This is a genomic window from uncultured Lamprocystis sp. (genome assembly GCF_903933125.1).
Taxonomy (GTDB): domain Bacteria; phylum Pseudomonadota; class Gammaproteobacteria; order Chromatiales; family Chromatiaceae; genus Thiodictyon.
The window spans coordinates 1-12,227 of the sequence record NZ_CAIZIZ010000485.1 but is presented as its reverse complement, the minus strand read 5'-3'; the positions used below and the strand labels follow the sequence as shown (position 1 = coordinate 12,227).

9 protein-coding genes are annotated in these 12,227 nt (G+C 64.4%); 4 read left to right on the top strand and 5 right to left on the bottom strand.

Features of this window, described 5'->3' with window-relative positions; genetic code table 11:
- Nucleotides 1-111 precede the first annotated feature (111 nt).
- Nucleotides 112-1,620, top strand: coding sequence for an EAL domain-containing protein (locus QZY03_RS26800; protein ID WP_295586512.1), 1,509 nt, complete (start codon nucleotides 112-114; stop codon nucleotides 1,618-1,620).
- Nucleotides 1,621-1,962: 342 nt separating this feature from the next.
- On the opposite strand, the gene QZY03_RS26795 is transcribed toward QZY03_RS26800, so the two are convergent.
- The 5 genes from QZY03_RS26795 to QZY03_RS26775 form a co-directional block, all read right to left on the bottom strand.
- Nucleotides 1,963-4,470, bottom strand: a complete 2,508-nt coding sequence (locus QZY03_RS26795; RefSeq protein WP_295586509.1) for a glycogen/starch/alpha-glucan phosphorylase — start codon at nucleotides 4,468-4,470, stop codon at nucleotides 1,963-1,965.
- Nucleotides 4,471-4,653: 183 nt separating this feature from the next.
- Nucleotides 4,654-5,175, bottom strand: coding sequence for a DUF2939 domain-containing protein (locus QZY03_RS26790; RefSeq protein ID WP_295586507.1), 522 nt, complete (start codon nucleotides 5,173-5,175; stop codon nucleotides 4,654-4,656).
- Entirely contained in the window at nucleotides 5,172-7,073 is a 1,902-nt protein-coding gene (locus QZY03_RS26785) for an ATP-binding cassette domain-containing protein (protein WP_295586504.1), read from the bottom strand. The genes QZY03_RS26790 and QZY03_RS26785 overlap by 4 nt, the downstream gene beginning before the upstream one ends.
- A gap of 32 nt (nucleotides 7,074-7,105) precedes the next feature.
- Nucleotides 7,106-8,620, bottom strand: a complete 1,515-nt coding sequence (locus tag QZY03_RS26780; RefSeq protein ID WP_295586502.1) for a YifB family Mg chelatase-like AAA ATPase — start codon at nucleotides 8,618-8,620, stop codon at nucleotides 7,106-7,108.
- Nucleotides 8,621-8,677: 57 nt separating this feature from the next.
- A complete protein-coding gene (locus QZY03_RS26775; protein ID WP_295586499.1) occupies nucleotides 8,678-8,941 on the bottom strand; it encodes an accessory factor UbiK family protein in 264 nt (87 codons plus the stop codon).
- A 355-nt stretch (nucleotides 8,942-9,296) separates the two neighbouring features.
- On the opposite strand from QZY03_RS26775, the gene QZY03_RS26770 reads away from it, so the two are divergent.
- The 3 genes from QZY03_RS26770 to QZY03_RS26760 all read left to right on the top strand — a co-directional run bounded on the left by QZY03_RS26770 (nucleotide 9,297) and on the right by QZY03_RS26760 (nucleotide 11,890).
- On the top strand, nucleotides 9,297-10,124 hold the full coding sequence (locus QZY03_RS26770) for a TorF family putative porin (RefSeq protein ID WP_295586497.1): 828 nt from the start codon (nucleotides 9,297-9,299) through the stop codon (nucleotides 10,122-10,124).
- Nucleotides 10,125-10,197: 73 nt separating this feature from the next.
- Entirely contained in the window at nucleotides 10,198-10,536 is a 339-nt protein-coding gene (locus QZY03_RS26765) for a P-II family nitrogen regulator (protein WP_020506486.1), read from the top strand.
- A 22-nt stretch (nucleotides 10,537-10,558) separates the two neighbouring features.
- Nucleotides 10,559-11,890, top strand: a complete 1,332-nt coding sequence (locus QZY03_RS26760; RefSeq protein ID WP_295586494.1) for an ammonium transporter — start codon at nucleotides 10,559-10,561, stop codon at nucleotides 11,888-11,890.
- Nucleotides 11,891-12,227 lie beyond the last annotated feature (337 nt).

Here is a 12,227-nt window from a genome sequence, read left to right as displayed (position 1 = left end):
GCTTATCCACCCTACGAAACCGGCTCCGTTGTAGGGTGGATAAGGCGCGCCGCTCGGTCTCGGGGACTCGGCACGGCGGTCGCGCGCGCCGCATCCACCAGAGGTCGCGCGGTGCCGCCCAAATTTGGAATTGCTGACCCGTGGAGTGCCTTGCGCAGCGTCGGCCAATGGCGCGGCGAGATCTGGAACCGACGCAAGGACGGCGAAATCTACGCCGAGTGGCTGACCATCAGCACGGTTAATGACGCGGCCGGACAAACCACTCACTATGTCGCGATATTCAGCGACGCCACCCAACTCAAACCATCCCAAGAACGTATGGATTTCCTCCCAAACCACGACGCGCTCACCGGCCTGCCGAACCGCATCCTGCTCCAGGACCGACTCAGCCAGGCCATTCGCCGCGCCCAGCGGGAACGCGGCCGTCTCGCCCTGCTGTTCGTCGATCTGGACCGGTTCAAGAAAGTGAACGACACCCTGGGTCATGAGGTGGGAGACCGCCTGCTCGAGGCGGTCGCGCGCCGACTCGGCGAGCGGCTGCGCGGCGCGGACACCCTGTCACGACTCGGCGGGGACGAGTTCCTGATCCTGCTGGACGGCCACTCCTCGGCCGCCGGGGCGGCGGCAGCAGCCCAGGCCTGCCTGGACCTGCTGCGGTCGCCGCTGCAGATCGACACCCACGCGATTCCTCTCTCGGCGAGCATCGGTATCAGTCTCTATCCGACCGACGGCATGGACGCGGAGACGCTGATCCGCAGCGCCGATCTGGCGATGTACCATGCCAAGGAGCGGGGCCGCGGTAACTACCAGTTCCACGCTCCAGAGATGAGCATCGCCGCCCAAGAGCAACACGCACTCGAAAATGCCCTGCGCGGCGCCCTGGCCCGCGGTGAACTGGGGTTGCTCTATCAACCGCAGATCGAACTCGCAACCGGCCATCTGTGGGGAGTCGAGGCCTTGGCACGCTGGGCCCACCCGGACCTCGGAGCGGTCGCGCCGGAGCGCTTCATCCCCGTCGCCGAGCGCATCGGGCTGATCGGCGAACTCGGTGAGTGGGTCTTGACCGAGGCGTGTCGGCAGTTGGTCCGCTGGCGTACCGCCGGCTTCGCCGTGCCGCGCATCGCCGTCAACGTATCGATCCAGCAACTCGCGCGCTCTAACCTGCTGCCGACACTGCAGCGCTGCCTGGTCGAGTCCGGACTGGTCCCTGAAGATTTGGAAGTGGAAGTCACCGAGTCAGTGATCGTGGGCGACAACGCGCGGGTAATTACCGCGCTGAGCGACCTGCGCAGCCTGGGGATCAGCCTGGTGGTGGACGATTTCGGCACCGGTGCCTGCGCGCTGGGACGGATCAACCGCGTGCCGATCGATCGGCTGAAGATTCACGGCTCCTTCATCCGCTGCATCGGACGCGGCCAGAGCGAAGAGGCGATCACCCGCGCCATCATCGACCTGGGTCGCGATCTGGGGCTCGCGGTGATTGCCGAGGGGGTCGAGCGGGAGGATCAGTCCGCCTTCCTGCAGGCGGCCGGTTGCCGGCTGGCGCAAGGCTATCTGTTCGGCGAGCCGATGGATGCCGACGCCCTCGGGGTCTATTTGGGACGGGCAGCGGTGCATTAGGTCAGTAGCCGGAAATTAGGTTATACGGCGAATACAATCGTTGTCGTTGTCGTAATCGGATAAGCGATTCAAGTTTGGCATAAGCAGCCCGCTGTCTATCGGGATTCAATTTACACAGCCTGGGCGTACCAGGCCGCCAAGCGCTTGAAAGGTTCGGATCGCCACGCACGGGACACCAACGCATCCTCGCGCGGGCCTTGATCGTAATCCCGGCCAGCGGCGTGCGTAGTCAGGGCTTCCAGCCCTGACGATGTCAGGCCAGGATGGCCTGACGACGCACCAGGCGAGCCCAGGTGGCCGGAATCTTGATCAAGGCCCGCGCGCCTGACCACCGCTCGCGACCTAGCGCGGCACCGGCGGGACCGCGTCCAGATGCCAGATGTCCCGATTGTATTCACCGATGGTCCGGTCGGACGAGAAGAATCCGCTGTGGGCGGTATTCAGGATGCTCATGCGCGTCCAGTGTTCCTGATCGCGGTAGGCCGCCGCTGCGCGCTCCTGAGCCTCGCAATACCCCTGGAAATCCGCGGCGGTCATCCACGGATCATGCGGGCTGCGAATCGTGTGAATGATCGCGTCGAAAATACCCCCTTCGAACTGATTGAAATGACCGGACTCCAGAAGGTTCATCACATCCTGGAGGGCGCTGTCGCGGGCGATGATGGCATTGGGATCATAATGACCGCGACGTTGTTCAACCTCGGCGGCCGTGAGCCCGAACAGGAAGAAATTCTCATCGCCCACCTGTTCCCGAATCTCGATATTGGCCCCGTCCAGCGTGCCGATGGTGACGGCCCCGTTCATCATGAATTTCATGTTGCCGGTGCCGGACGCCTCCTTGCCGGCCGTCGAGATTTGCTCCGACAGGTCGGTGCCGGGCGCGATCACTTCCATGAGTGAAACCCGGTAGTCGGGCAGGAACGCGACCCGCAGCCGCCCCTCGGTATCCGGATCGCGATTGACCGCCCGCGCCACATTGTTGATCAACTTGATGATCTGTTTGGCCATGTAGTAGCCGGGCGCGGCCTTGCCGCCGATCAGCACACACCGCGGCGTCCAGTCACGCGTATCCCCGCGTTTGATGCGGTTGTACAGATGGATCACGTGCAAAATGTTCAGGAGTTGACGCTTGTACTCGTGGATGCGCTTGACCTGCACATCGAACATCGCCTCCTCGGGGAACTCCACATGCACGAGCTGCTTCACGGTCTGCGCGAGCCGGCGCTTGTTCTCCAGCTTGATGGCGCGCCAGCGCTGACGAAACACCGCGTCATTGGCATAGGGAACGAGCCGTTCGAGCTGATCCAGATCGCGCACCCAGCCGTCGCCGATCGTCTCGTCGAGGAATTCACGCAACCCCGGATTACAGAGTGCAAGCCAGCGCCGCTGGGTCACGCCATTGGTCTTGTTGTTGAACTTGTGCGGCCAGAGGTCGTGGAAGTCCTTGAACAGCCCTTCCACCAGCAGCTTCGAGTGCAGCGCGGCGACCCCATTGACGGAGAAGCTGCCGACGATGGCCAGATAGGCCATCCGGACCTGGCGCTCGTGCCCCTCTTCGATCAGTGACATCCGGCGCTGCCGGTCGCTGTCGCCGGGCCAGCGGCTGGCCACCTCGGCGAGGAAACGGGCATTGATCTCGTAAATGATCTCCAGGACGCGCGGCAGAAGTTGCTCGAAGAGCCGGACCGGCCAGCGCTCCAGGGCCTCCGGCAGCAGGGTGTGGTTGGTGTAGGCCATGGTCTTGGTGGTGATGGCCCAGGCCGGCCCCCAATCCAGATCATGTTCATCCATCAGTTGACGCATCAGTTCAGCCACCGAGATGGCGGGGTGCGTGTCGTTCAACTGGAAGCAGTTCTTGGCCGCGAATTCGCTGAAGTTCTTGCCCTTCAGGCGCACCCACTCGCGCATCACGTCTTTGATACTGGCGCTCGCCAGGAAGAACTGCTGACGCAGGCGCAGTTCCTTGCCGCTCTCGCTGGCGTCGTTGGGGTAGAGCACCATGGTGATGTGCTCCGCCGCATTCTTCTGCGCCACGGACTCCGGATAACTGCCGGCGTTGAACTCGCCCAGATCGAACTCGTCGGTCGCGGCGGCCTTCCAGAGGCGCAGGGTGTTGATGTTGTCGTTGCGGTAACCGGGAATCGGCACATCATAGGGCACCGCCAACACATCACGGGTATCGACCCAGCGCGCCGCCGGACGGCCGGTGGCATCCTTGTAGCGTTCGGTACGACCGCCGAACTGGATGCGCTGAGTGTATTCCGGACGCTCCAACTCCCAGGGGCTGCCGTCGCGCATCCAGTGATCAGGCTCCTCCAACTGGTGGCCGTCCTCGATCAATTGTCGGAACATCCCGTACTCATAGCGCAAACCATAGCCTTTGACGGGCAGTTCAAGGGTCGCGCAGGAGTCGAGGAAGCACGCGGCGAGTCGACCCAGACCGCCGTTGCCGAGACCGGCATCGCGCTCGCCGCTCGCGAGCTCTTCGAGGACCAGACCCATGTCGTACAGCCCCTGCTCGGCGGCATCATGGACGCCGAGGTTGAGCAAGGCGTTACACAGGGTCCGCCCCATGAGGAATTCGAGCGACAGATAATAGGTCCGCTTACAATCCGCGTCGTTATGGGCTTGGCGGGTCCGCTTCCAACGCTCCATCAGCCGATCACGCAGGGTGATCGCCAGCGCCTCGTAGGGGTAGTAGGCGGAGCGTGAATTCCGATCCTGCCCCATGGTGTGGGCGAAATAATGGCGCACATCGGCGGCGATCGCCGTCGCGTCCATCCCCAGGGGAGGGAGATCGTAAAACGCGTCGTTTGGTTGGCTACGGCTCAGATCTTTAAATGGAGACATGGGCTTATGCTTATCCTCTTGTTATCGGAACACGGCGATTGGTGGCTGCGGCTGGGATTCTACAGGCAACGCGCGCGCTTGGGTCAATGAGATGGCCGTCAGTCGCCAAGGATTTGAGGCGTGAGCCAAAACCGGTCAGGCGGCAACCATCCGGCTGGAGCTTGGCCGCTGAACGCTCGCGGCTCAGTAGTAGAGCGCCTGTACCCGCCAACCGCTGCCGGTGAAGCCCAGGCGCACGAACACCGGTCCGCCGCAATCCGCGTCCAGACGTAGCGAAAACTGCCACGGGCCGTCGAAAAAGGCCCGCGCCAGCGCCGGGCGCAAGCCCACACCCGGCGGGGAGTAGGCGAGCATCCGGTCGCGAACCCAGGCCAGATCGACCTGCGTCTCGAGTGCCGCGGTACCGTCGCGCCGGATCGCCTCTTCCAACCAGACGATGAAGGCATCCGAGGGCGGACCGCTGGCGCTGTCGACGTCCTTGTTGAGTCGGCGGCGGAGTTCATCGCGAATGGCATCCAAGTCCATCAGACGGGCCAGAACGATCTGATCATTCCGCACCAGGGCGCGATCCAGCCGCCACAGGGTCACGTAGGGCCAGACCAGATAACCGATCAACAGGGTCAACACCACCAGGAGCCGGCCGAGACGCCGCCGACCGCGTGCCCGCAAGGGCCGCGACAGTGCGACCGGACGAATCTCCTTCATTCCAACTCGGCCTGCCGTTGCTCCAGATCCTCACCGACCGTCAGCCACTGCCCCTCGGCCGCCGCCAATTCGACGGCGACCCGGCGCTGCTCCTCCAACAAGGACAGCAGTCGTGGTTTGGCATCGGCGGCATAGAGTTCCGGCTCGGCCAGCGCCGTCGCCAACGCCGCCCGCCGGGCCGTGAGGACCTCGCACTGCTGCTCCAATGCCTTGAGCTGGTTGCGCAGCGGCTGCAGAACCTTGCGGACCTCCGCGGCGGCGCGCCGCTGCTGCTTGCGGTCGGTGCCGTCCCGAACATCGGCGACGACACCAGGCCCCGCCGCATCCGGATCACGGGCGGCGAGCCAGGCCGGGTAATCGTCCAGGTCACCGTCGAAGGGTTCGACCCGACCGCCGTCCACCAGCAACAGGGTATCGGCGGTCACCCGCAACAGATGACGATCATGCGAGACCAGGACCATGGCACCGTCGTAGTCCTGCAGCGCCTCGCTGAGTGCATGGCGCATCTCCAGATCCAAGTGATTGGTCGGCTCGTCGAGCAGCAACAGGTTGGGCCGCTGATAGATCAACAGAGCCAGTACCAGCCGCGCCTTCTCGCCGCCCGACAGCGGCGCCACCGGACCCAGCGCGCGTTCCCCCGCGAAGCCGAAACCACCCAGGTAATCGCGCACGGACTGCTCGGTCGCCTTGGGGTCCAGGCGCTGCAGATGCTGGAGCGGACTGTCGTCGCGCCGCAACTGATCGAGCTGGTGCTGAGCGAAATAGCCGATCCGCAGATCCTGGGCGGTCTGCCGGCAGCCACCGCTCGGGGCGAGATCCCCGGCCAGCACCTTGATGAGCGTGGACTTGCCGGCCCCGTTGCGGCCCAGGAGGCCGATGCGGTCACCGGGGTTGAGACTCAGGTTCACGCCGGCCAGGATCGGCCGGTCCGCATAGCCGGCGGCGACGGACTCCAACCGCATCAGCGGGTTGGGCAGATGCAGGGCCGGCGCGAAACCAAAATGAAAAGGGGAGTCGATATGGGCCGGGGCGATCAGCTCCATGCGCTCCAGCGCCTTCAGCCGGCTCTGCGCCTGGCGCGCCTTGGTCGCTTTGGCGCGAAACCGCTCCACGAACTTGTGGATATGGGCGACTTCGCGCTGTTGACGCTCATAGGCCGACTGCTGCTGGGCCAGGCGCTCGGCACGCTGGCGCTCGAAGGCCGAGTAGTTACCGGCGTAGAGCGTGAGACGCTCGCGCTCCAGGTGCAGCGTGTGGCCGACCACCGCATCAAGAAAATCACGGTCGTGGGAGATCAGGATCAGGGTCCCGCGGTAGGCTTTGAGCCAGCCCTCCAGCCAGATCACCGCGTCCAGGTCCAGATGATTGGTGGGCTCATCGAGCAGCAGCAGATCCGAGCGGCACATCAGGGTGCGCGCCAGCGCCAGCCGCATCCGCCAACCGCCGGAATAGCTGTTCACCGGCCGTCGCTCATCGCCCGGCGCGAAGCCCAGTCCGTGCAACAGTCGCGCCGCACGGCTCTCCGCACCATAGCCGTCGATCGACTCCAGCCGGCCGGCCAGTTCACCGTGGCGCAGCCCGTCGCCGGCCGCATCCGCGGCGGCGAGTTCGCCCTGGATGCGGCGCAACTCCGCGTCGCCGTCGAGGACGAATTCGATCGCCGGGGCCAAGGTATCCGGGGTGTGCTGAGCCACGTGCGCCAGTTGCCAGTCCGCCGGCAGGCTGCACGCGCCGGCATCGGCGTGCAGATCCCCAAGCAACAGGGCAAACAGACTGGACTTACCGCACCCGTTGGCGCCGACCAGGCCCACCTTGGAACCCGGATAAATGGTCAGCGAGGCCCCGGAGAGCAGCAGCCGCGGACCGCGGCGAAATGAAAGATCAGTAAGTTGCAGCATCGTCGAGAGGTATCTTTATCATCGGGTGGGAATCAGGCCGACCCGCGATCGAGGCGCCGGTAGCCGATCGCCTCGCTCAGGTGCGGCACGGCGATCGCGGCGGCCCCCGCCAAGTCGGCGATGGTCCGGGCAACCTTGAGGATGCGGTGATAGGCGCGTGCCGACAGCGCGAGCCGGGCCAGCGCCTGCTGCATCAGGCGCCGGCCGTTGTCATCCAGTGCGCAATCCCGCTCGACCTCCCGCGGGTGCAGTGCGCAGTTCGGCTTGCCGGCCCGCGCCTGCTGGCATGCGCGCGCGGCGGCCACCCGCGCCCGCGCGGTCGCGCTGGTTGATGCTCCCGCGGGAGCCGGACCGTCCAGCACGGACAGATCAAATCGCGGCACCTCCACATGCATATCGATGCGATCCAGCAACGGACCCGAAATGCGCCCCCGATACCGCGCAACCTGATCCGCCGTGCAATGACAGCGCCCGCCGCTGTCACCCAGATAGCCGCAGGGGCAGGGGTTCATCGCCGCCACCAACTGAAAGCGCGCGGGGAACTCGGCCTGTTGAGCGGCGCGCGAGATGTGAATGCGCCCCGACTCCAGGGGCTCGCGCAGCACTTCCAACACCCGGCGATCGAACTCCGGCAACTCATCCAAAAACAGCACTCCCAGGTGCGCGAGCGAGATCTCACCCGGCCGCGGGTTGCTCCCCCCACCCACCAGCGCAACTCCGGACGCGGTATGGTGCGGCGACCGAAAGGGCCGTTGCAACCAGGTCGCCGGATCGAACCCGGCACGTTCACTGATCGAGCGGATCGCCGCGGTCTCCAGTGCCTCGGCCTCGGTCAGCGGCGGCAGCAACCCCGGCAACCGGTTCGCGAGCATGGACTTACCGGTCCCCGGCGGGCCGATCAGTAACAGACTATGGCCGCCCGCCGCGGCGACCTCCAAGGCGCGCTTGGCCTGCTCCTGACCGCGCACCTCAGCGAGATCCGGGTAGTCCGGAGCGCAGACCGCGGCCTGGTCCGGGCAGTAGATCGGCAAACTCCGGACCCCGTTGAGGTGCTCGCACACCGCCAACAGGTGCGGCGCCGGTCGGACCGTGAGATCACTGACCAGGGCCGCCTCCGCCGCATTCTCAGTCGGCAGGATCAGTTCACGGCCGGCGTCGCGGGCGGCCAGCGCCGCCGGCAACACGCCGGCGATCGGCCGCAAGTCCCCGGACAGCGCCAATTCACCCAGAAACTCACAGGCGCCCAACCGCCCGGCCTGGACTTGACCGGAAGCACCCAGGATACCCAGGGCAATCGCGAGGTCGAAGCGACCGCCCTCCTTGGGCAGGTCGGCCGGCGCCAGGTTGATGGTGATACGCCCCAGCGGAAACTGAAAACGCCCGTTGAGCAGCGCCCCACGCACCCGGTCCTTGCTTTCTTTGACCGCCAACTCGGGAAGCCCGACGATCGACAGGGCGGGTAAGCCGCCGGCGAGATGAACCTCGACCGTGACCAGCGGGGCCGCGATCCCGACCCGGGCACGACTATGCAGGACGCAAAGGGCCACGGGCGCGCTTGGCGGACCGGCCGGAAGACTGTCGGAGCGAAATCGTGAACGCCTGGATCAGCCCGACCGCGTCGATGCCCCGACCGCCCGCTCCAGTTCAGCGACCTGCGCCTCCAACTGGGTGAGCTTCTCACGGGTACGGGCCAGCACCGCGGACTGCACGTCGAATTCCTCGCGCGTGACCAGATCCAGACGGGTGAGACCCGCCTCCAGCGAGGTTCGGAGGTTACGACCCAGATCCTCTTGTAAGGTCTGAATGCCCTTGGGCAAAGCGCTTGAGAGGCGCTGTACGAGATCGTCGAGTTGCTTCGGATCCAACATGACAGGGGGTCCTCGGTGTCGGCCCCGGCACGACAGGCGTCCGCGGGGGGTCTTGGGTTCGGACCTTCATTATAGGGGCTTGAGGCCGAACCCGTCTTTTCGGCAATCCGCACCAGAATAGCGCACGCGAGCGATCGGAAGACCACTGAGCAGATCACTTTTGGTGCAGCCATCTGTTGCGATTTCAGCACAATCGACCCCAATGCCGTTGTGTATTCGGGACAGTCCAGGTTGGCACACTAGCTGCTTTCGATAACTATCGTAAACCTGGCACACCAGTCCAGCCGGCGACCGTGATCGCAACCTGACCACGGAACCGCAACGTACACTACAGGATTTCAGAGGGTTATCTCGCATGAACGTACCACGCATCCGTATCGCCTGCGCCAGCGGCGCGCTGCTCCTCAGCCTCGGCACGCTTCAGACGGCGACCGCGGCGGACCCCAACAGCTTCAGCGCCAACATCGGCGCGGTCAGCAACTACATCTGGCGCGGCGTCTCCCAAACGCAGGACGGACCGGCCATCCAGGGCGGACTGGATTACGCCCATGCCAGTGGTTTTTATCTGGGCACCTGGGCGTCCAACGTCGATTTCAACAACGAGGGCGCGGCGCAGATTGCCACCGCGATGGTCGACGCGGATGGTTTGCCGATCCTCGACGACAATGGTTTCCCGATCTACGAGACGACCGGGTCTTCCAACCCAAACGCACCAACCTATGAACTCGACGTCTACACCGGCTTCGGCGGCAAGATCGGCGACGATTGGAAGTGGGACCTCAACGCGATCCTGTATGCCTACCCTGACGGGCGCGATGCCAACTTCGCCGAGATCGGCGGCAAGCTCACCTACCGGTGGATCACCGCCGGCTTAGCATACACTGTTTGGGGCCAGGCCGACGGCGGCGACAACAACAAGGGCATCCTGCCCTACGAGGGTGACCTCTATTCCTTTGGGGCCGTTGACTTCGCCCTGCCCTATGACTTCGCCTTCAACGCGCATGGCGGCTACTACATGTTCCGCAACAGCGACGGACAGAGCTACGCCACCTGGGGTGTCTCCGTCAGCCGCGCCGTGGGCGATTACGGCACCGTCAGCTTCAACTACGACCAGAACGGCGGCAATCAAGAGGTGTGGGACACCGACCCCAAGGTGTGGGTCGGCTGGAAGAAGACCTTCTGATCAAGATTCTCGCTCAACGGGCAACCATCCTGACCAGGGGACCCGCCCTGGTCCCTATTTGGAGATTCCTGTCGTGAAACTGATTTCAGCCATCATCAAACCCTTCAAGCTTGACGACGTGCGCGAGGCGCTGGGCGATATCGGCGTCTCGGGGATCACGGTCACCGAGGTCAAGGGCTTCGGCCGCCAGAAAGGCCACACCGAGTTGTATCGCGGCGCCGAATACGTGGTCGACTTCCTGCCCAAAATCAAGGTCGAGATCGCCGTGGACGACGGTCTGGTCGACAAGGTCATCGAAGCCATCACCAATGCGGCCCGCACGGGAAAGATCGGCGACGGCAAGATTTTCGTCTACAACCTGGAGCAAGTCGTGCGCATCCGTACCGGTGAGACCGGCATCGACGCCCTCTAGACCACACGCCGGAGGAGAACACATGATGCGACCCAATTCCCCGACAACCTGGCCTGGCAGGATCGCCCTGACGGGTCTGCTGACCCTGGCGCCAACCCTGGTCCTGGCTCAGGACGCCGCGACCCCGACCCTCAACTCAGGCGACACCGCGTGGATGCTGACATCCACTGCACTCGTCCTGTTCATGACCATCCCCGGCCTTGCGCTTTTTTACGGCGGCCTGGTCCGTTCCAAGAACGTGCTCTCGGTCCTCATGCAGTGCTTTGCCATCACCGCCATGGTCACGATCTTGTGGACCATCTACGGCTACAGCCTCGCCTTCGGTAACGGCGGCGCGTTGAACGCCTGGATCGGCGGCCTCGACAACCTGTTCCTTAAAGGCGTCGGGATCGGCTCGATCTACGGGACCCAGACCATCCCCGAGACGGTCTTCATGGTATTCCAGATGACCTTCGCCATCATCACCCCGGCACTGATGGTCGGCGCCTTCGCCGAGCGCATGAAGTTCTCCGCTCTGATGTGGTTCATGGCCCTTTGGCTGACGCTGGTCTATGTCCCCGTAGCCCACTGGGTGTGGGGCGGCGGCTGGCTCGGATCGCTGGGGGTGCTGGATTTCGCCGGTGGCACCGTGGTACACATCAACGCCGGTATCGCCGGTCTGGTCGCGGCGCTGGTGATCGGTAAGCGCAAAGGCTTTCCAACGACGGCGATGCCGCCCCACAATCTGGGCTACACGGTGATCGGCGCGTCCATGCTGTGGGTTGGCTGGTTCGGCTTCAACGCGGGTAGTGAGTTGGCCGCCGACGGTGTCGCCGGCATGGCCATGGCCGTGACCCAGATCGCCACCGCCACCGCGGCCCTGAGTTGGATGTTCGCGGAGTGGTGGGCGCACGGCAAGCCCAGCGTACTGGGCATCGCCTCCGGCGCGGTCGCCGGCCTGGTCGCCATCACCCCCGCCTCCGGTACCGCGGGTCCGATGGGCGCCATCGGCATCGGCGTGGCCGCCGGCGTGCTGTGCTTCCTCGCCTCGACCAAGGTCAAACGCATGTTCCACTATGACGACGCGCTCGACGTGTTCGGCGTTCACGCGGTTGGCGGCATCGTGGGTGCCATGCTTACCGGGGTCTTCGCCAGCGCTGCCTTAGGCGGCAAGGGTCTGGTCGGTGACATCAGCATCCTTGATCAGGTGATCAAGCAGGGGATAGGCGTCGGCACTACCCTGGTCTATACGGCGGTCATCAGCCTGATCATACTCAAGGTCGTGGACTGGACCATCGGACTGCGCGTCACCGAGGAGCAAGAAACCGAAGGTCTCGACCTCGCCCTGCACGACGAGCGCGGTTACATCCTGTAACCATCCACGCGGACCGGTTGCGACCGGCCGCACGCACCAAGGCCAGACCCTCGCGGGTCTGGCCTTTTCTTTGTCCGCGCGGCAGTGATGCAGGCATTTGAGCACGGCATCCGACCGGCACACCGTCGCCGGCCGCAAAGGATGGGCCTCACCAGGTAGCAGCAACAGTCGACAGAAAAACCCGGATTTTCCTGACACTGAAGTTTCCTACTTTTAATTTGGTTGCCGAATAGGAAATACACAGTATGCAGCGCAAAAAAGCGTACACGAAATGATTCGTTTATTAGTGTTAGCTAATATACTTATCAGCCGCTCGACGGCCTCGCTGAGGGCGCGG

Bases quoted from the DNA above. Each gene is read 5' to 3' on its own strand.
- QZY03_RS26775 (WP_295586499.1), bottom strand. From the start codon at position 8,941: ATGTTGGATCCGAAGCAACTCGACGATCTCGTACAGCGCCTCTCAAGC.
- QZY03_RS26760 (WP_295586494.1), top strand. From the start codon at position 10,559: ATGATGCGACCCAATTCCCCGACAACCTGGCCTGGCAGGATCGCCCTG.
- QZY03_RS26795 (WP_295586509.1), bottom strand. From the start codon at position 4,470: ATGTCTCCATTTAAAGATCTGAGCCGTAGCCAACCAAACGACGCGTTT.
- QZY03_RS26790 (WP_295586507.1), bottom strand. From the start codon at position 5,175: ATGAAGGAGATTCGTCCGGTCGCACTGTCGCGGCCCTTGCGGGCACGC.
- QZY03_RS26770 (WP_295586497.1), top strand. From the start codon at position 9,297: ATGAACGTACCACGCATCCGTATCGCCTGCGCCAGCGGCGCGCTGCTC.
- QZY03_RS26785 (WP_295586504.1), bottom strand. From the start codon at position 7,073: ATGCTGCAACTTACTGATCTTTCATTTCGCCGCGGTCCGCGGCTGCTG.